Origin of the sequence: Francisella sp. Scap27 (assembly GCF_013394105.1) — a bacterium.
In the GTDB taxonomy this organism is placed as follows: domain Bacteria; phylum Pseudomonadota; class Gammaproteobacteria; order Francisellales; family Francisellaceae; genus Francisella; species Francisella adeliensis.
In genome coordinates this window covers 331585-350610 of the sequence record NZ_CP041326.1, presented here as the reverse complement: position 1 = coordinate 350610, position 19026 = coordinate 331585, and the positions used below count along the sequence as shown (strand labels likewise).

Sequence of the window (19026 nt, the reverse complement as noted above, 5' to 3'; positions counted from 1 at the left end):
TTATAATATTGATATACTTGAACTACAGATTTCTAGATTAATTTTTTAATGAAAACCTACATATTTGACTTAGACAACACACTTTACTCTTACAATAATGGTCTATTTGCTAGCCAACTAGATAGAATGAGAGAGTATATAAAGCTCAAGCTTAAAATTACCGATAATGAAAAAGCAGATGCTATACGAGATGAGCTTTACTACGAGTTTGGCTCTACTATGCTTGGGATGATGCGTTATCATGATATTGAGTATAAAGAATTTTTAGATTTTATTGATGATATAGATATTAGTCATTTTGAGCCAAATCAAAAACTCAATAAATACATTAATGATTTAAGAAAAGATCATCGTACATATATTTTTACAAATGCTTCTGATTTTCATACTTATAGAGTACTCAAGCAACTTGGTTTAGATAAAAGCTTTGATGGTATCTTAACACTAGAAGGTACGAACCTTGTTGCAAAGCCAAAAACAAAGTACTTTGAGATAGGTCGTGATAAGTTTGATATTGATTTTACAAATGCGATTTTCTTTGAAGATTCCTCGCATAATTTAGTACCTGCAAAACACTTAGGGATGCAAACAGTACTTGTGCATGCAGATGATGATAAATCAGAGGCTAACTTTTATGATAATCAAGAAATTGATTTTTATGTTAAAGATGTAGAGTCTTTTTTTGAGGGTGAGTATTTAGCTAAGAGATGATTGTCGTTGCTATTTTGAGATAAAAATCGGTTATACCTAGCAATCATGGTAGCATTACCACTAGTTCCACCACAGTGTATATAGATTATTGGCTTTGGTAAATTATCATAATTTTCTAATAACACTCGCCAAGCGGTAGGGTCATAAAGTAATTCAAACTCTATGTTTGTTTGTTTAAGAAGATTTTTATATATTTGATAGTTTTTAATATCGAGTTGACCAAAGTTGGCTTTAAAAGGTTTTTGTAATATTTGAGGGTGCTTTAGTGTATTATCAGTGCTGTTAAATTGATCAGTAAGATACTTATTTGTACCTACACAAGAGATGGTATACACTTTTTTTGGTAAATATTTTTCTAAATATAAAACAGTAGTGCCAGTACCAGATGCTACAACTACACTATAGTTATTTATACTGTTTTCAGTACAATAACTTTGAATCTCTTCAGCACAGTCTGCTAGGCCAACCTCTGCATTTTTATCTCTACCACCTTGGTCAAAGAAAAATATATCTTGAGTTTCTTTATAATTTGCTTTGATGCTATTTATAGAGAGCTCCTGGATTGTTTCTTTTAAAACCATACCATTTTTTATCGCTAAACTTAGATTTCCAATTTTTTTTTGTTTTAGGAATTTTGGTAAGGGCTTTATCCAGTATTCAAACTGCCAATTCATAATCTGTGCCAGTTGAGATAAAGCAAGCATGAAGTTTGATTGATTACCACCAAACGAAACTATAGTTTTTATATGAGAATATTTTTGTGGGTCATTAACTATATATGCAAGTTTGCGAGCTTTGTTTCCCGAGAAAATAGGATGGGTTAAGTCATCACGCATTATTATAAATTCTTTATTATCAAAGATAATTTTTTGAAAAAGAGATGACATTAGAAGTTATATTAGATTATTCTTCTAAAAGTTCGAAATCTTCTTTTGTTACGCCGCAATCTGGACATTCCCAATCATCAGGGATATCTTCCCATCTAGTGCCAGGAGCTAGTCCATCTTCTTCATGGCCTTCAGCTTCATCATAAATCCAACCGCATACGATACAAATGTATTTTCTATATTCCATAGTTATTTTAAAATTTAAATCAAAAAAGTGAGGGTATTTTAGCATATTTTGAATGTGTATATAAATATTGATTTGTTTATAAAAAGATATTTAATTTTTAGTTTTACTAACTGTAGTTATTGGCAAGCCACAAAATACTTAAAAAACTTCTTAAACAGTAACATTTTATTATTATATAAAGTATTATTTATATATAAAGATAATTTTTATAAATAGTTAGAATAAATGCACAGCGAACCACTTATCCCAATTTTTGTATTTTTAATGTTAGGCATATTGATTTTCACAATGATAATCAAAAAGCTAAAGCAACCTTATGTAATAGCATATCTTTTTACAGGTATTCTTCTTGGACCTTATGGGTTAGATCTCATAAAAGATACTCATAATCTTGAAAGGTTAGGAGAAATAGGTGTAATTTTATTGCTATTTTTTGCAGGGATGGAGATCTCACCAAGAAAGTTTGCGGAAAATTGGAAAGTGCCAACATTAGGTACAATGGCTCAGATATTAGTAACATCCTTGATAGTCTCATTAGTAGGATTATACTTTCAGTGGTCTATGGCTAAGATAGTACTTTTTGGCTCTGTCATGAGTTTGAGTAGTACAGCAGTTGTTCTTAAGTTGCTTCACGATGGAGGTACTATGAAGACTAGACTAGGACAAAATGTCTTAGGAGTTCTTTTAGTACAGGATCTTGCGGTAGTACCTATGTTGATTATTATTGGTTTATTAGGGGGAGAAACACCACATTTAAGCCAAATACTTACACAAATAGCTGGAGGTATTTTAGTCGTTGGTATTGCAGCTATTATGGCGATTAAGAAAAATATAAAGTTTAAATTTATAGCGATGCTTGGTCAAGATGAAGAGATGCGTGTATTTGCGGCATTAATTATTTGTTTTGGAATGGCTGCTATTACAGGGTCATTAAACTTATCATCAGCATTAGGAGCTTTTGTAGGTGGAATGGTTGTAGCAACGGTAGAGGAGACTGAGTGGGTTGGTCATAGTTTATCTACAGTAAAAACTATATTTATGGCATTGTTTTTTATATCAATAGGGATGCTAATAAATTTACATTTAGTTTGGCAATATCTCTTTGGTTTTGTAGTGTTTTTAGTATTAATATTTGTAATAAATACAACAGTAAATACCATAATATTTAAAATGCTAAAACAGAGGTTAGATGAGTCATTAATTGGTGGAGCAATGCTATCTCAGATAGGAGAGTTTAGTTTTGTGTTGATAACTATGGGATATTCTTTAAGAATTGTAAACGATAATACTTATGAGTTATCAATTACATTAATTTCATTATCTTTACTATTTAGTCCATTATGGATTAGCTTAGTTAATCTTTATATTAGAAAATATCTCAAGCAAACTAAAAAAGAGTCGTAAGTGATATTACTTAACTATTTCAGCTAAAATTCTATGGTAGTTCTTGAATCTCAATAAAGAAATATTGCCAGATTTAATCTGCTCCACTATTTTACAACCTTTTGAATTTTCTTCATGGGCGCAGTTTCGATACTGACATTCGCCCTTATATTCTTTAAAATCCATAAATCCATCAAAAAGTTCTTCTTTTGTAATATGCCAAAGTCCAAATTCTCGTATTCCTGGAGAATCAATTATATTTGTATCATCATCAATTTCATACAAAGTAGAGGCTGTAGTTGTATGGCGGCCTTTTTTTGTAGAGTTTGAAACAGCTTTGGTTGCAGTTATTTTTTCACCAAGAATTGTATTTAGAGTTTCAGACTTACCAACACCAGATTGCCCCAAAAATATAGAAGATTTACCCTTAAGAGCTTCTAGAAGATTATCAATTCCAATGTTTTCTTGAGCAGAAATATAATAAATTTCATAACCAATTTGTTTATAAATATCCATCAAAGATTCGATATATTCTTTATCTGCAGGAGATTGGCTATCTACTTTATTTACTATGATAATAGGTTTAATGTGACTATTGTGTAATGCAGCAAGGTATCTATCTATATAATGCTCAACAGGGGCAGGGGAATGACAGATAATAATGGCGGCTTGATCTATGTTTGCAGCAATGTTCTTATTTTTACGCTGGTATAAGTTTGGGCGAGATATAAGATTTCTTCGCTCGTGAAGAGTTGTAATAACATAAGTTTGATTGTTGTACTCTAAATCAACAATATCCCCGACTGTTAGCTCACCCTTAAGATTGCTACGCATTGTAGCATTAATTTTTTCACCATCAGATAGTTTAACGGTTATGCTTCCACCAAAATTGGTGATTATTTTTCCAGTATGTGTCAAAGGTTATTCTATAGAATTGCTTAAGTTGTAGTAAGTATAAACTTATCTGTGTTATTTGTTAAATTAAATGCTCAGATGTTTGAATAAAAAGTATATCTTTGCTAGTATCGATACTGTTGATTGAAAAGTTTTCATACAAAAGGAGAATATATGAAAAAAACTAAAATTGTTGCTTTACTTACATTAGCAGGTTTTTCAGGTTCACTTTATGCTGCTGAAGCTACAGAAGCGAGTGCAAATCCGTACGAAGGTTATTGGGTTCAGTTTGATGAAGATAAAGATTCTGGCCGTGGTAAAGTACAAGGTGTGATTCATACATATTTAGCTACTAATGATACTCATGGTAAAAAAGGTACATTAGAGATGAATATCGCCGTTCCTATTATGAAAATTAATTCGTCTGGTGAAATAGTTCCAGCTGATATTCGTTTCCAAAAAGGCGGGGCTGTTAAAGCCGTGAAAGGTGAAATAAATGGGTTTAAATATGATTATACTTCAAATAAAACAAACTTTACTCAAGGTTTAGTATTCTCAGGTAACCTGCAAAAAGTAGGTGCTGGTTATGATAAGGGTGGTGTACTAAACCCTAATGATGGTAAAACATACTCAGCTAATGCAATAATAGCAGATGGTGGTAAAACACTTGATGTAAGAGCTTACTATGGCTGGTTTGGTAAAGATGCTCATTGGAAGAAAATTACTCCTGAGCAATATGAGGCGGTTAAAGAGAAGTGTGGCTTAACAGCAGATAATCTATACCCTTACCAAGATGAAGATGGAAAACTTAAAGATAGTAAGCTGTTTAAAGAGTGTTATAACTATGACTTTGGTGTTCCTAATCCAACGGCATAAATTTAGTTTTTGCAAACTGATTATTATCTAATAAATTTGTATAACTGCAGATTTTCTTTATACTTTATTCCTACAATTAAAATATTTTTTTCATTCTTATGTTAAGAAAAATTCCTTTAGTATTTTTACCTATATTTGCGACAATAAGTTTTGCATCTGAAAAAGATGCTTTACCTAATGGCTACTGGTTACAAAAGGACAAAGATACAAATACAAACACATCAGTAATTCAAGCTTACAATAATAAAGACGGCAATTTAAATGCAAAAATATTTGTACCTCTTTCTAATGTTGATGATAACAAAGTTCATGCTCCGATGATTTACTGTAAAAATTGTGGTAAAGGTAGTGCTTATGGCAATGATTATGATTATTCAAGTGGTAAGGATAAATACCAAGGTATGGAATTTGTTTGGAATGCAAAAAACTCAAATGCTAAGTCCAATGATGCAAAAGGACCTCTATATAAAGATGGTGCTGTATTAAACCCTCATGATGGCAATTATTATCACATGAAAGCACAGACTATAGATAGTGGGCAAAGAGTTTATGTAAGAGCATTTTGGGGATTTTTGGGTAAAGATGAGTATTGGGAAAGAATATCTAAATCAGAAGCTAAAAAAATCCAAAAGTTATGTGGTCTAACAAAAGATAATGTTTACCCATATGAGGATAAAAATGGAAAGGTTATAGACCAAAAACTTTTTGAAGAATGCTCAACTAGAGATTTTGTAAAGAAACCATTATAACTAATAGGCTTAAAAGTGGAAAATACCCGTCAAATAAAAGTTTTATCACAAAGTTTAGCTAATCAAATCGCAGCTGGTGAGGTAATTGAACGACCATCTTCAATCATTAAAGAGCTAGTAGAAAACTCTATAGATGCAGAGGCTAGTGATATAACGATAGAGATACAAGAGGGCGGTAAGTCATTTATTCGTATAAGAGATAATGGCAAAGGTATTTCAAAAGATGATTTATCACTAGCGCTAGCGCCTCATGCTACAAGTAAGGTTTATAATCTTGATGAGCTAGAATCTGTAGCTAGTATGGGTTTTCGTGGCGAGGCTTTAGCAAGTATTGGTTCTGTTGCAAAAGTTAAGATAATCTCAAAACAGATAAGTTCAGAAGAGGCTTGGCAGATAAACAACATCTCAAATGAAGTAATTCCTGCTGCGCATGTAACTGGCACAACAATAGAAGTCGGCGAGCTTTTTTATAATACTCCTGCACGACGCAAATTCCTAAAAAAAGATAATACTGAGTTTTTACATATATTTGAATTACTTAAAAAGTATATGCTTTGCTACTTTAATGTCGCATTTAAGGTTATTCATAACGGTAAGGAAATCAAAAGCCTATTTGCTGCAAATGAAGCCGAGCTAAAATACAATCGTGTGCTTGATTTATATAGTCGTGAGTTTATTGAAAATGCTATTTATATAGATGAAAATGTCGGCGATGCTCACTTGTGGGGTTGGGTTGCAAGCCCTAGGTACAATCGTGCCAGAGCAGATATGCAGAGTTTTTATATAAATGGTCGTATCATCAAGGATAAGATCGTTAATCATGCAATAAAAAGTGCTTATAAAGATGTAATGTATGGCAATCGTTTTCCTGCATTTTTGTTGTACTTAGATATGGATCATCGAGAGGTTGATGTGAATGTTCATCCTGCAAAAAGTGAAGTTCGCTTTAGAAATCAACGCTTTATTTATGATTTTTTATATAGTAAGGTCAAAAAAACTATAACTACAAGTGCAGATGTACAAGCTGATGATGAGTATTCAGTAACTTCAGAAGATATTTCTCAAGCGAATAACAATCCGCTTAATATCGGCAATATGAGCCTTGATATAGATGTTAAAGCCGAAGATTTTGAAAATAAACAAGAATTGAGTTTTTCAAATATAGCTAATACTACAGAATTTAAGCAACCAATAAATACAGAAGATAAAACACAACAAACTAGTGGTTTAGGCCAAGCGATTTGTCAGATTCATGGGATATATATATTGTCTCAAATAGAGGGTGGAGTGGTGCTTGTAGATATGCACGCAGCCCATGAGAGAATACTCTATGAAGAGATGAAAAAGACTTGGCATAGTGATGCTGAAAACTTCAAACAAAATTTACTTATGCCGATGACTTGTCAGTTAGCAGGTGGACAGGTTGCAACTATTGATGAGAATTTAGAGGTTTTTGAAAAGCTTGGGTTTGAAATATCTATAGTTGCTGATGATGCGGTACTTGTCCGCTCAACACCAAATTATGTAAAGACAAAAGACATCAAAGATCTTATCTCAAATGTGGCTACAGAAATCAGTACTTCGGGTAAGACTAAAAGTGTAGAGTTTTATCTAAACCATATACTAGCTACAGTGTCTTGTCATGCAGCAGTTCGAGCAAACGATAAACTAACTTTACCAGAAATGAATCATCTTCTAAGACAAATGGAAACAGTTGAAAACTCTGGGCAATGTAATCATGGTAGACCCACTTGGGTGAAGCTTACTAATACTCAGTTGGATAGTTTCTTTTTGAGGGGGAGGTAGGTTTTGTATATAGTAATAAATGCTATAATCAAAAATCATAGTTGTTAAGCAGGTAAAATATGGCGCTAAAACAGATGTTAAAAATATTACTTTGTGTAGCTGTATTTGTGTCATCCTTTGTAATAGGGATTTATTTTTATAATTTCCACAGTCATCTATCTAAGTCGACCCAAGATTGGGCAAATTTTGGAACTTATGTTGGTGGAATATTAGGTCCTTTTTACGCACTCTTGGCATTTGTAGGATTGTTAGAAACTATTAGACAATCAAAGTTGCAAAGAGAGCTTGAAGGACTTTTGCTTACAATAACTAATTTAGAAAAAGATTTTAATTATTGGGCAAGCTTAGCTGTAACTTGTGATAGTCCATTGATTTGGGGAAACAAGAACAATGTATCGTCTGATATTAAAGAAGTACCTCTTAGGACTTTGCTTGAGGGTGATAGCATAGATTGGGAGCCTTATTTGAAAAATTTAAGAGAGAGTTTAAGTTTCAGGTTTCAAAAAAATGGGGTCTTGTATCAAGATAGAGATATTTGGCTAAAAGCTAAGCTAACAATATCAAGTTTATTTGCTTGCTTAGAAATATATAAGTACAAATGTGGTGAAGAAGATATCTATAAATATTATTATGAGGCATATGAAATAGCAAAGAATAGACCTCAAGATTCTGATTGGAAATCAATTGATGAAATTTAAAAGTCGAACCCATTCAAAGGTAAAGAGGTTTTAATGAGGTATGTTAATCTATTATATTAGATCAATAGAACAAGAAAATAAGTTGGTTGGTTAACATCTGATTGGGTATTTAACTAGGAATTTAATGTTTGTGATACTTAGAATCAGAACCTAAGTTTATAAGTTTTATTTTGATATGGATGGAGAGAACATGAGAAAAATTAAATTAGCTAGATATTGTATAGCATGTGTATTATGTTTGATATTTACTAGTTCATTACAGGCAGCGCCATCAGCAAATTTGTGGAGTTATTGGGATAAATCAAACTTAAAATCTACTAATGTAATTAATTTTAATGAATGGCAGATCTTTTTAGATACTTATGTGGTTAAAGAAAAAAATCAGACTTATATGCGTTATGCTAAAGTAACTGATTCTGATAAAGTAAAACTAGATAAGATGATTAAAAATTATGCTAGTTTGAATATATTAGATTATAACCGTGATCAACAATTAGCATATTGGATTAATATGTATAATATACTAACAGTTGAAACTATTTTAAAAAACTATCCTGTTAAATCAATAACTGACATAGATAAAAATTGGTTTGGAGTATCAAAAGTTTGGGATCAAAAAGTAATTAAAATTAGTGGCAAATATTTGACTTTAAATGATATTGAACACCGTATAATTCGTCCAATTTGGAAAAATCCTAGAGTTCATGCAGCCGTTAACTGTGCATCTATTAGTTGTCCAAACCTTTCTAAGGATGCGTATCAAGGCTCTGAAATTAATGAACAATTGAATAATGCTTTCTCAAGTTGGGTAAATAGTTCTAAAGGTGTTGAAATTAAAAATAACAAGTTATATTTATCTGAAATATTTAACTGGTATGGTAGTGATTTTGGTAATCAAAAACAAATGCGCAAATTTATATCGTATTACATAAAAAATAATAAAATCAAGCAAGCCCTAATGGGTGATAATAACATTATTTATTTTAAAGATTATGATTGGAAATTAAACCAACTATAAGAGTTATTTATTATAGTAAAAAAGTTTGAAATACTTAAATGTAGCTACTTGTTCTAAAGAAATTACTTGTCATTAATAAGATAATTAGCTCAACCTATCGAAATACTTCTCAGTATGTACACCTTGTGTATTGCGTAGTAGCATCATTATTTAGAAGATTTTTATTTTATAAACCTAGCATCTAAACTATTTTGAATTAGTTTATCTATATCATGATTATTTAGATTCAAACTTGATGCTAATTGCTTGTAATTCTCATTAAGATAACCGCCAAAATAGGCAGGATCATCTGAGTTTATAGTAACTTTTACACCCATATCTAATAAAAGTTTAGCTGGATAGTCTTTTAAGTCAGGTGTTACTTTTAATGATTTATTTGATAATGGGCACATTGTCAGAGCAATATCATCTTTGATTATTCTTTGTACTAGCTCTTTATCTGTAATAATAGCATTGCCATGATCTATACGATCAACACCTAATATATCAAGAGCTTGCCAAACATATTCCGCAGGGCCTTCTTCACCGGCATGAGCTACTAGAAATAAATCCTCTTTTCTGGCTATATCAAAAAGATTTTTAAATTTAGTTGGCGGATGACCTAGCTCAGAACTATCTAAACCTATACCAATAAAGTGTTTACGATAGTCCATAATTTGCTCAAAGCATTCTAAAGCACTTTTTTCAGATAGGTGACGAAGAAAACAAACAATTAAACTAGCTTTAATCCCAAAGTCTTTCTCAGCTTGTTGTATAGCTTTTTGCATACCTAAAAATACATTTGCTAGACTAATATTTCTTTCTAAATGAGCTTGAGGGTCAACAAACATCTCTGTATGAGTGACATTTTCTGCGGCTGCTTGTTTAAGGTAAGCGTATGTTAAATCATAAAAATCTTGCTCTGTGATTAGTACAGACATACCTTGATAATAAAGATCTAGAAATTGTTGTAAGTTATTAAAACTATATGCTTTTTTTATTTCCTCTATAGTTTTGTATTTTAGTGGGATGTTATTCCTTTTTGCTAATTCAAACATCATTTTGGGTTCTAGACTACCCTCTATATGCATGTGTAACTCTGCTTTTGGTTTAGCTAAAAATTTTTGATCAAACATGATTTATAAGTTTTTAAATAAAATATGCCCCCAAATATAGCATATAAAGTTATGTTTTCTCAACTTGTATCTTACGCTTATATTTTTATCTAAAGCTTTATGGTAAAGTCATAAATAAAGAACTTCATATAAAAGTGGATTATGAAAAAAATATTTTGCTCAATAATTATAGGTAGTTGTCTTTTAAATTTAAATAGCTGTATTTTGATAGCAGGGTCATCATATGCTGTAGACCAGGAAGCGACTTATTCGAAAAATTTTGATTACTCAGTAGCACAAGTAAGCCAAGCTGTTTTAGATTTATTTAAGAAAAATAAAAACATAACTATAACCAAGAAAATAATCACTACTGAAAAATCAGTAATAGACGGTACGGTCAACTCTAAAAAATATAAAGGAAGCTTTACTGTTTCAGTAGTCGCTTTAACAAATATCTCATCAACTCTAGAAATAAAGTATGATATTTTTGGCGATGAAGTTAAATCAAAAGAATTATTAGAAAAAATAAATAAAGATTTAGAGGAAAAATATAAAAATAGTACTAATTAGAGTTTAAGATATCCAAATACTTCTCAGCATCTAAAGCAGCCATACAGCCTGTCCCTGCAGAAGTTACAGCTTGCTTATATACATGATCTGCTACATCGCCAGCAGCATATACACCTTGTATGCTAGTTTGAGTAGCATCACCAGCTAGACCAGATTTAACCTTTATGTAGCCATTTTCCATATCTAATTGCCCTTTGAAAATACCTGTGTTTGGGGTATGTCCAATAGCTATAAATACTCCGTGAACATCAAGCTTTGCTTCTTCATTAGTTTTGATGTTTTTTACACGGATAGAATCTACACCCATATCATCACCACAAACTTCTTCAAGAGTGCTATCCCATAGGATTTTAATATTACCAGTTTTCGATTTTTCCATTAATTTATCTATGAGAATTTTTTCAGACCTAAGAGAATCTCTACGATGGATTAGAGTTACAGTTTTTGCGATATTTGATAAAAATAAAGCCTCTTCAACAGCAGTATTACCACCACCAATTACAGCTACGTCTTTATTTTTGTAAAAGAAGCCATCACAAGTTGCACAAGCAGATACACCTTTGCCCATAAATTTCTCTTCTGACTCTAAGCCTAAGTACTTCGCAGTTGCACCTGTAGAGATTATAAGAGCATCACAAGTGTAGTTTTCAAGCTCACCTGTAAGTTTAAAAGGTTTATTTGTAAGCTCTACGGCATTTATCGTATCGTACACTAACTGTGTGTCGAATCTCTCAGCTTGTTTTTGTAGATTTTCCATAAGCTGAGGTCCCATGATACCGTCAGCTTCACCTGGCCAATTATCTACATCTGTAGTAGTCGTAAGTTGACCACCTGGTTGCATTCCTGTAATAATCACAGGGTTTAAGTTTGCACGAGCTGCGTAAATTGCTGCAGTGAAGCCAGCTGGGCCTGATCCTAGTATTATAAGTTTATGATGAGTTGCCATTTAAATGTTTTAATATAATAAGTATTGTTAGAATTATAGCATCTTTGCTATAGTTTTCGAGCTTAGCTATAATTACATATCATCTAAAGCAGTTGTGCTTGCTTATTGGAGTAAAAAATCATGAAAATACCAGCTTATATAGTTCTTAGGGTGTTGACTCTAATATTGATAGCTGTTGGACTAAGTTTGATATCACTTTCTGTATTAATGCTAACATCAGAAAATAGCCTATTACAATATAGAGCACTCTCGTTTGGGATTGGGATAATACTATTACTAATCGCGTTTATTGGTCCCATTAGAGTTATATTTCATGGGGCTCAAATACCTGTTGAAATAAAAAGAACAATAGCTATACAAGCATTTGCATTACCTATCTCGGGAATTGCCTTTATAGTCGCAGCTATTATAGATATGAGTAATTATGTAGCATTTGCTTATATAGTGATTGCAGGTTGTGCTATTTATTCTGCGATATTTGGGTTCTATGCATTAAGCAAAACTCTTCCTGCGACATTTTATATTGATGAAATGTTGAGTATATTAAAATCTACAGGTATCACAGGTAACAAAAAAAATAGCCAAGCAGACCAAGCTTTTCAACGCTGGACAAATGGAGGAAGTGAAGGGCTAGCTGTTGGCAAACAAGCTGTTGATGGTACGGTAGTTAAATTAGATGGTACAGAAGTACTTCTGTCTTCTTTTTTGTCAGATAAACCACTAGTACTAAATTTTGCATCATATAGTTGCCCACATTATAGAAAACGAATAGCTGAACTTCAGCAAGTGATGCGAAAATGGAAGCCTTTGGGTGTTGAGTTTTTAACTATTTATACCGCTGAAGCACATGCTGAAAATGGCTGGAAACTTGTTGATCAATATATCAATGATTCAGAATATACTGCAGAAGCAGACTTTTGTTTTCCATATGCAAAAAGTATAGAAGATCGTAAGAAAATGGCAGAATGGCTGATTAGCAAAAAGAATTTTGAAATGTCTGTAGTGTTAGATACTATTGATGATAATTTATTAAAAGTTTACAATTCTTGGCCAATTAGGTTGTATGTTATCAATGATGGAAAAATAGTTTTTTGTGGCGATCAAGGGCCTTTTGGCTATAATCCTTCTAGCTTAAACCCGACATTAGAAAAATTAATGAAATAATATCTATTTTATCTAGATAATCTGTTTCAATTCAGCAAAATCATCAATATAAGCAAAGCTATCTAAAGATTTAATATCAATACCATTATGATAACCATAGCTAACTATTACAGACTTTACATTAGCATCTTTTGCACATAAAAAATCATTTTCTGAGTCACCAATCATTAGACTTTCATCGGCTTTGGCATTTAGTTTTTCCATAGCAAAAAGTAAAGGTTCTGCATAGGGTTTATAGCTAGAGGTAGTATCTCCACCAACAATCAGCTCAAAGTAGTCAATTAAGTCTAAGTGAGTAAGGGATTGTATAGCATCTTCTTCATGCTTATTTGTCACAACTGCCATTTTGATGTTTTTTGATTTTAAATAATCTAGCGTAGCAACTACACTTGGATATATTTTGCTATTTGCACTGTTTAAAGTTTTATAAGTTTGACTAACAATTTTGACACCTTCATCTGCGACAGATTCTATATAGTCATTATCATCAAAGTCTAATGCTAAAACCTTTCTAACAGTAGTGGGATAGCCTTTGCCAATTATATTTGCTAAAACCTCTTCAGATACTAGTTTAAGTCCGAAATGTTTGCGCATAGTATTTGTGGCAACTGTTAAGTCACCCACAGTGTTTACAAGTGTTCCATCTAGGTCAAAGAATATATTTTTTATCATATTAAAATTTTATAACTATTTTCTATGGTGATTATAGCTAATATATATAGGCTATGTAAGGGGAGAATATATTTAAAGATTTAGAAATTGATTTTTTATAAAATCACTTAGCATTCTAACTCTATACGGTTGATAGTTTCTCGATGGATAAACGAGGCTTATTCTGTTGTCAGGTTTATCTTTAGGATCAAACAGAACCTTATATTTTGGAAGTATTTGTACTATTTTTCCAGAAGCAAGATCATCTTTGATATCCCAATATGATTTCTCAGCAATTCCAAAGCCTTCAAGACACATTTTGCGTGTTATGTAGCCATTATTTACAATATATGCGGCGTTGATATTTAGTTCAATCTTATTGCTTTCATCATCAATCAAGTACCATTTTTTTATAGTAAACGAATTAATTTTTAAAGTTATAAACTGGCACTTTTTAATAGCATTGATGTCATTAATATCTGAGATATTATTTTTCTGTAAATACTCTGGACTTGCACAAAGTATTCTATGATTATCAACTAGGTGTTTGGATATAAAGCTACTATCGGGAAGATTTCCAAATCGAATAGCTAAATCAAATGGAAACTGATTATAAGACACTACATCGTCTGTAAATAAAATATCATATTCAATATTAGGGTTTTCTTCTTTGAACTTTTTAAGAATAGGTAGCACTAGTTGTTGCCCAAGATCGAAAGGAACAGTTATTTTGATACTTCCTTCTGCGGATATTTTGTCGTTTAAGATATTGTCTTTTACAGCATTTAATTGCTCTAAGAGTTTTATAGATTCACTATATAACGTTTCACCTGCTTTTGTGGGCTCAATTTTTCTCGTAGTTCTTATTAGGAGTTTGGTTTGATAGTACTCTTCTAGAGCATTAATTTTATTGCTTATGCTAGCAGGAGATAGATAAAATTCTCTTCCAGCTGCTGAAAGGCTACCTTGATTAACCACAGCAATAAAAAGTTTTAGTTCATCGAGCATCTTCATCTTTTAGTTTTTGTAAAAGGTGTGTTAGGTATTTGATATATTATCATTAATAAAATTAAAAGTATAATAGCTATTAAACAATGAAAGTTTAAGTTTATAAGGAAAAAAACTATGAAAAACATTCTTATTATAAATACTCATAAGACCTATCAACATACTGCTGGGGATTTGACAAAAACATTAATCGAAAATGCTCAGAATAAGCTTCTAGAAAAAAATTATAGTGTATTAACTACTCATGTGGAGCAAGGTTATGAGGTTCAAGAAGAAGTAAAGAAGCATTTATGGGCGGATATCATTATTTTACAAATTCCTGTTCATTGGATGGGAGTATCATGGATTTTTAAGAAATATATAGATGAAATTTTCACAGCGGGAATTCAAGGAGTGTTTTCAGATGGTGATGGTAGAACTCGTAGTGATATAAAAAAGCAGTATGGAACGGGAGGGAAACTTACAAATAAAAAATACATGCTGTCATTAACATATAATGCTCCCTTTGAGGCATTTTGTAACAAAGATCAATATTTATTAGAAGGTAAAACACCGGATGATATGTTTTTGCCGATGCATTTAAATTTTAGATTCTTAGGGATGCAAAAAATACCAACTTTTGTGATGTATGATGTAGTTAAAAACCCTAAATTAGAAGATGACTTTATCAAATTTGATGAGCATATTCATAAACACTTTTAATTTTAAGGAAAATTTAATATGAAGAAAGGAATTTTACCATTAATGTTAGGCGGTCTTACTATAGGTATGACAGAGTTTGTGATGATGGGAGTTTTACCTCAAGTTGCCACTTACTTTAATATCAGTATTCCTCAAGCAGGTCATTTGATAAGTATTTACGCAATAGGTGTAATAGCAGGTGCTCCATTACTAATATTTTTCTCATCAAAATATAGTCCTAAAACTTTACTGATAGCAATAAGTATAATGCTAGCATTGTTTAATAGCTTATCTATATTTGCTACTAATTATGAGTTTTTGATGCTTACAAGATTTTTGTCTGGGTTACCTCATGGAGCATTTTTTGGTGTGGGATCAATTGTTGCAATGAGAATTGCTGATCCAGGAAAGGAGTCTCAAGCTATAGCCTTAATGTTTGCAGGGCTAACAATTGCTAACTTAATAGGTGTTCCAGTAGCTACTTCTATAGCATATATAGTAGGGTGGCAAGTAGCGTTTGTGATGGTTGGTTTAGCAGCGCTTTTGACGGTAATTACTGTATTAATGTTTATTCCGCATTTAGATTCTCAAGAAGAAACTAAAGCTGATGATACTGATCAAAGTAGTATGGCAGTATTAATGAGAACTGATAGTTGGTTAGCTTTAGGAGTTGTATCATTTGGCTTTGCAGGGTTATTTGCATGGTATAGTTATATAGCACCATTAATGACAAATATTACACACCTTTCGGAAGGTAGTGTTCCGTATATATTATTCTTAGCTGGTTTAGGAATGTTTTTTGGTAATTTATATGGTGGTAAATTAACTGATAAAATAGGCTCTATAAATGCAACTTTAGTTACTTTATTTGGCTTAGTGGTAGCTTTAATACTTATGTATGTATTCGCTCAATATAAGATATTATCAATAGCTTTAAGCTTTAGTATTGGTTTCTTCGCATTTGCATTGGTGCCAGCAGTTCAAACTTTACTTATCAATGTATTTAATGGAGCTGAAATGCTTGGATCTATCCTTAGTATTGCAGGATTTAATATAGCAAATGCAATAGGAGCTTATGTTGGAGGTTTACCTATCGAACATGGTTTTTCATATTCAAGTAGTGTAGTAGCTGGTATGTTTGTATCTATAATGGGAATGATATTATTACTGATGCTAAAGTATAAAGTTTTTTCACATAAAAAAGCTATTCTAGAAGTTTGATTTTAGAGCAACGATCTCATCTATTTGAGAATCTTGATTTTCATTGGTTTGCTAAAAAGATTATATTCTGGGGTGATGAAGGATTTTTGGGATATAAACTCTCTAATTTAAAATTTATGATGTTATGATTAATATACTAATTGTCGTATAACAAATTAAAAATATAATGGCAAATATACACATAAGTACACCATTAATAGAATCACTTTCTTTTGGTGAAAAAATACAAGCTAATGTATGGCTTAAATTAGAGGCGTTACAGCCTTGTGGTTCATTTAAAGCTAGAGGAATTGGCTATGCATGTCAAAAATATGTGGAAAATGGAGCTGTAGCATTAGTTTCATCTTCAGGTGGGAATGCCGGCCTAGCAGTTGCTTACTCTGGTCGCCAACTAAATATACCTGTTACTGTAGTTGTTCCAAAGACAACTAAGAAGCAAGCTATTGATTTGATAAAAGCTGAAGGAGCGAATGTTGTTGTAACAGGAACTGATTGGTCTGAAGCACATGCATATGCGATAGAAATATCTAAAGGTGGGGCTAAATATATTCATCCATTCGATGACCCTTATATATGGGAAGGACATGCTTCTATTGTTGATGAGATACTTTCTAATAATTTTAGGCCAGATGCAATAATACTGTCAGTTGGCGGAGGTGGGCTTCTTTGTGGAATAGTAGAAGGACTTAAAAGAAATAGCAAAAATATTCCTATATTAGCTGTTGAAACTAGAGGTGCTGACTCATATTCTCGCGCTTGCTTAGCAAAAAAACATATTGAACTTGATAGTGTTTCTAGTATTGCAACATCACTTGGTGCAAAAAGTGTAGCTAGACAAGCTTTTCAGTTAGCGAGTGAATATGATATTGTGAATCATACGGTTTCTGATGCAGAAGCTATAGGTGGATGTTACCATCTGCTTAAGGAACATCGTATTTTGGTTGAGCCTGCTTGTGGAGCGAGTTTAGCTGCTCTCGATAATGCTAGTGAGTTCTTCAAGGATAAACATAATGTTGTTGTAATTGTCTGTGGAGGTGTTGGAGTAACTATCGATTTGCTAGAAGAGTGGAGTAAATCAAATTAGTTTTTTTTATTAATGGTTAACATCTCATCTATTTGAGAAATCTTAATTTCTAAAGACTCTCTTGGAAATGCTCGTGTAGCTGTATGTCTAAGGACTTTTCTAGAAGCTGAGCAATGGATATTTGTAACTTTAGTTATATTTAAAATATTCTGCACATTAGTGGAATTAATTCCACCACCTGGCATTATTTGTATTTGGCTACCAAAGTTTTGTTGTAAGGTTTTTATAGCTTCAATTCCTGCGGTTACATTTTTAGCTCCACCTGATGTAAGAATTCTATCAAACCCTAATTCGATAATCTCTTTAGTGGCTTGGTTGATATCATCAGTTAAATCAATCGCTCGATGAAAAGTTAGCTCTTTGCCTGCTTGTTTTGTAAGCTTGATAAATGGTTTTAAAAATTCACTATCAACTTGATTATCTTTAGTTAAAGCGCCAATTACAATGCCGTCTACACCAAGCTCTAGCATTAGTTTACAATCAGCAAGCATAATCTTTTGGTCAGTATCATCATAATAGAAATCTCCAGCACGGTGACGAATCATCCCTTGTAGAGAGCCTGTGAAATTCTCTTTTGCAAAAGTCACTAAGCTAGGTGAGGGCGTAAGACCTTCTACACCTAAAGCACTACAAAGCTCAAGTCTATCAGCATTAGCTTTTTGAGCATTCAGGATTGATTGGTAATTATCTATGCAGATTTCTAGGGTTGTCATATATTAGAACAAATAAGCTACAATAAGATCTATTATATTTAGTTGAATATTAGATGTATATCGTTTATTTGATATACTTTTATATCAGTAGTATAAAAGTCCGTTGATGATTATGAGATTTACAACTAGTAGAACAATAGTTGAAGTATTAGACTCAAAATATGCTCAGCTTATGTTAGATTATTATATTGAAAATAAAAAACATTTAGAATTCTGGGAACCAGTGAGGGAAGATGGCTTTTTTACACTACAAAGTATTTCTGAAATTTTAGAAAAGAACCAACAAGAGCTTAATAATAAATCAGAGTTAAAATTTGCTATTTTAGATAAAAATCATGGAGATATCATGGGTGTTTGTAACTTTACAAATATAGTTTATGGTTCGTTTCAAGCTTGTAATCTTGGGTATTCTTTAGCAGAAAGACATCAAGGTAAAGGATTAATGAAAGAAGTTTTAGAATCTGCTATTTACCATGTGTTTGAAGAATTAAAGCTTCATAGAATTATGGCTAACTATATACCATCAAATATTCGAAGTGAAAAACTATTAACAAAGTTAGGGTTTGAAAAAGAAGGATTAGCAAAATCATATCTTAAAATAGCAGGAAAATGGCAAGATCACATTCTTACAGCAAAGATAAACCCTAAACATAATCATTATTAATAACTAAAATTACAAAATATA

The 19026-nt window shown here is 32.0% G+C and carries 20 protein-coding genes and 1 pseudogene; 13 read left to right on the top strand and 8 right to left on the bottom strand.

What is annotated here, in order from left to right; translation table 11 throughout:
- Positions 1-48: 48 nt before the first annotated feature.
- A complete protein-coding gene (locus FLM55_RS01635; RefSeq protein ID WP_178947717.1) occupies positions 49-711 on the top strand; it encodes a pyrimidine 5'-nucleotidase in 663 nt (220 codons plus the stop codon).
- Positions 712-734: 23 nt separating this feature from the next.
- Here the strand turns inward: FLM55_RS01635 and FLM55_RS01630 are convergent.
- A pseudogene (locus tag FLM55_RS01630) lies at positions 735-1598 on the bottom strand (1-aminocyclopropane-1-carboxylate deaminase); the annotation flags it as partial.
- 16 nt (positions 1599-1614) lie between these two features.
- Positions 1615-1785, bottom strand: a complete 171-nt coding sequence (locus FLM55_RS01625; protein ID WP_178949036.1) for a rubredoxin — start codon at positions 1783-1785, stop codon at positions 1615-1617.
- Between the two features lie 225 nt (positions 1786-2010).
- Here FLM55_RS01625 and FLM55_RS01620 point away from each other — a divergent pair, with 225 nt between their 5' ends.
- Entirely contained in the window at positions 2011-3189 is a 1179-nt protein-coding gene (locus tag FLM55_RS01620; RefSeq protein WP_178947716.1) for a cation:proton antiporter, read from the top strand.
- Between the two features lie 6 nt (positions 3190-3195).
- Here the strand turns inward: FLM55_RS01620 and rsgA are convergent, their stop codons facing one another.
- Entirely contained in the window at positions 3196-4086 is an 891-nt protein-coding gene (gene rsgA, locus FLM55_RS01615) for a ribosome small subunit-dependent GTPase A (RefSeq protein ID WP_256868898.1), read from the bottom strand.
- Between the two features lie 150 nt (positions 4087-4236).
- On the opposite strand from rsgA, the gene FLM55_RS01610 reads away from it, so the two are divergent.
- The 5 genes from FLM55_RS01610 (at position 4237) to FLM55_RS01590 (ending at position 9209) form a co-directional block, all read left to right on the top strand.
- A complete protein-coding gene (locus tag FLM55_RS01610; RefSeq protein WP_178947715.1) occupies positions 4237-4938 on the top strand; it encodes a DUF2147 domain-containing protein in 702 nt (233 codons plus the stop codon).
- Between the two features lie 98 nt (positions 4939-5036).
- A complete protein-coding gene (locus FLM55_RS01605; protein ID WP_178947714.1) occupies positions 5037-5687 on the top strand; it encodes a DUF2147 domain-containing protein in 651 nt (216 codons plus the stop codon).
- Between the two features lie 15 nt (positions 5688-5702).
- On the top strand, positions 5703-7493 hold the full coding sequence (mutL, locus tag FLM55_RS01600; protein WP_256868897.1) for a DNA mismatch repair endonuclease MutL: 1791 nt from the start codon (positions 5703-5705) through the stop codon (positions 7491-7493).
- A gap of 74 nt (positions 7494-7567) precedes the next feature.
- Positions 7568-8191, top strand: coding sequence for a hypothetical protein (locus FLM55_RS01595; protein WP_178947713.1), 624 nt, complete (start codon positions 7568-7570; stop codon positions 8189-8191).
- A 190-nt stretch (positions 8192-8381) separates the two neighbouring features.
- The gene (locus FLM55_RS01590; protein WP_178947712.1) at positions 8382-9209 is read left to right on the top strand and encodes a DUF547 domain-containing protein; all 828 of its coding nucleotides are present in this window, start codon (positions 8382-8384) and stop codon (positions 9207-9209) included.
- A gap of 161 nt (positions 9210-9370) precedes the next feature.
- On the opposite strand, the gene FLM55_RS01585 is transcribed toward FLM55_RS01590, so the two are convergent.
- Positions 9371-10324, bottom strand: a complete 954-nt coding sequence (locus tag FLM55_RS01585; protein ID WP_178947711.1) for an adenosine deaminase — start codon at positions 10322-10324, stop codon at positions 9371-9373.
- Positions 10325-10465: 141 nt separating this feature from the next.
- Here FLM55_RS01585 and FLM55_RS01580 point away from each other — a divergent pair, with 141 nt between their 5' ends.
- A complete protein-coding gene (locus FLM55_RS01580; RefSeq protein WP_178947710.1) occupies positions 10466-10873 on the top strand; it encodes a DUF3568 family protein in 408 nt (135 codons plus the stop codon).
- On the opposite strand, the gene trxB is transcribed toward FLM55_RS01580, so the two are convergent.
- Positions 10866-11819: a thioredoxin-disulfide reductase gene (gene trxB, locus FLM55_RS01575; protein WP_178947709.1), complete on the bottom strand. Its 954-nt coding sequence runs from the start codon at positions 11817-11819 to the stop codon at positions 10866-10868. The genes FLM55_RS01580 and trxB overlap by 8 nt on opposite strands.
- Positions 11820-11939: 120 nt before the next feature.
- Here trxB and FLM55_RS01570 point away from each other — a divergent pair, with 120 nt between their 5' ends.
- Positions 11940-12983, top strand: coding sequence for a deiodinase-like protein (locus FLM55_RS01570; RefSeq protein ID WP_178947708.1), 1044 nt, complete (start codon positions 11940-11942; stop codon positions 12981-12983).
- Between the two features lie 12 nt (positions 12984-12995).
- On the opposite strand, the gene FLM55_RS01565 is transcribed toward FLM55_RS01570, so the two are convergent.
- Complete coding sequence (locus tag FLM55_RS01565; RefSeq protein WP_178947707.1) at positions 12996-13655, bottom strand: HAD-IA family hydrolase; 660 nt, start codon at positions 13653-13655, stop codon at positions 12996-12998.
- 72 nt (positions 13656-13727) lie between these two features.
- A complete protein-coding gene (locus tag FLM55_RS01560) occupies positions 13728-14648 on the bottom strand; it encodes a LysR family transcriptional regulator (protein ID WP_178947706.1) in 921 nt (306 codons plus the stop codon).
- A 111-nt stretch (positions 14649-14759) separates the two neighbouring features.
- Here FLM55_RS01560 and FLM55_RS01555 point away from each other — a divergent pair, with 111 nt between their 5' ends.
- The 3 genes from FLM55_RS01555 (at position 14760) to FLM55_RS01545 (ending at position 17628) form a co-directional block, all read left to right on the top strand.
- Entirely contained in the window at positions 14760-15344 is a 585-nt protein-coding gene (locus FLM55_RS01555; protein ID WP_178947705.1) for an NAD(P)H-dependent oxidoreductase, read from the top strand.
- Positions 15345-15362: 18 nt separating this feature from the next.
- Positions 15363-16544 (top strand): MFS transporter, encoded by a 1182-nt coding sequence (locus FLM55_RS01550; protein WP_178947704.1) that lies wholly within the window; start codon positions 15363-15365, stop codon positions 16542-16544.
- 166 nt (positions 16545-16710) lie between these two features.
- Positions 16711-17628, top strand: a complete 918-nt coding sequence (locus FLM55_RS01545; RefSeq protein WP_178947703.1) for a pyridoxal-phosphate dependent enzyme — start codon at positions 16711-16713, stop codon at positions 17626-17628.
- Here the strand turns inward: FLM55_RS01545 and FLM55_RS01540 are convergent.
- A complete protein-coding gene (locus FLM55_RS01540; RefSeq protein ID WP_178947702.1) occupies positions 17625-18341 on the bottom strand; it encodes a copper homeostasis protein CutC in 717 nt (238 codons plus the stop codon). The genes FLM55_RS01545 and FLM55_RS01540 overlap by 4 nt on opposite strands.
- A gap of 103 nt (positions 18342-18444) precedes the next feature.
- Between FLM55_RS01540 and rimJ the strand changes: the two genes are divergently transcribed.
- Positions 18445-19005 (top strand): ribosomal protein S5-alanine N-acetyltransferase, encoded by a 561-nt coding sequence (rimJ, locus tag FLM55_RS01535; RefSeq protein WP_306293444.1) that lies wholly within the window; start codon positions 18445-18447, stop codon positions 19003-19005.
- Positions 19006-19026: the final 21 nt, after the last annotated feature.

Bases quoted from the DNA above. Each gene is read 5' to 3' on its own strand.
- FLM55_RS01635 (WP_178947717.1), top strand. From the start codon at position 49: ATGAAAACCTACATATTTGACTTAGACAACACACTTTACTCTTACAAT.
- FLM55_RS01625 (WP_178949036.1), bottom strand. From the start codon at position 1,785: ATGGAATATAGAAAATACATTTGTATCGTATGCGGTTGGATTTATGAT.
- FLM55_RS01620 (WP_178947716.1), top strand. From the start codon at position 2,011: ATGCACAGCGAACCACTTATCCCAATTTTTGTATTTTTAATGTTAGGC.
- FLM55_RS01610 (WP_178947715.1), top strand. From the start codon at position 4,237: ATGAAAAAAACTAAAATTGTTGCTTTACTTACATTAGCAGGTTTTTCA.
- FLM55_RS01605 (WP_178947714.1), top strand. From the start codon at position 5,037: ATGTTAAGAAAAATTCCTTTAGTATTTTTACCTATATTTGCGACAATA.
- FLM55_RS01595 (WP_178947713.1), top strand. From the start codon at position 7,568: ATGTTAAAAATATTACTTTGTGTAGCTGTATTTGTGTCATCCTTTGTA.
- FLM55_RS01590 (WP_178947712.1), top strand. From the start codon at position 8,382: ATGAGAAAAATTAAATTAGCTAGATATTGTATAGCATGTGTATTATGT.
- FLM55_RS01585 (WP_178947711.1), bottom strand. From the start codon at position 10,324: ATGTTTGATCAAAAATTTTTAGCTAAACCAAAAGCAGAGTTACACATG.
- FLM55_RS01580 (WP_178947710.1), top strand. From the start codon at position 10,466: ATGAAAAAAATATTTTGCTCAATAATTATAGGTAGTTGTCTTTTAAAT.
- trxB (WP_178947709.1), bottom strand. From the start codon at position 11,819: ATGGCAACTCATCATAAACTTATAATACTAGGATCAGGCCCAGCTGGC.
- FLM55_RS01570 (WP_178947708.1), top strand. From the start codon at position 11,940: ATGAAAATACCAGCTTATATAGTTCTTAGGGTGTTGACTCTAATATTG.
- FLM55_RS01565 (WP_178947707.1), bottom strand. From the start codon at position 13,655: ATGATAAAAAATATATTCTTTGACCTAGATGGAACACTTGTAAACACT.
- FLM55_RS01560 (WP_178947706.1), bottom strand. From the start codon at position 14,648: ATGAAGATGCTCGATGAACTAAAACTTTTTATTGCTGTGGTTAATCAA.
- FLM55_RS01555 (WP_178947705.1), top strand. From the start codon at position 14,760: ATGAAAAACATTCTTATTATAAATACTCATAAGACCTATCAACATACT.
- FLM55_RS01550 (WP_178947704.1), top strand. From the start codon at position 15,363: ATGAAGAAAGGAATTTTACCATTAATGTTAGGCGGTCTTACTATAGGT.
- FLM55_RS01545 (WP_178947703.1), top strand. From the start codon at position 16,711: ATGGCAAATATACACATAAGTACACCATTAATAGAATCACTTTCTTTT.
- FLM55_RS01540 (WP_178947702.1), bottom strand. From the start codon at position 18,341: ATGACAACCCTAGAAATCTGCATAGATAATTACCAATCAATCCTGAAT.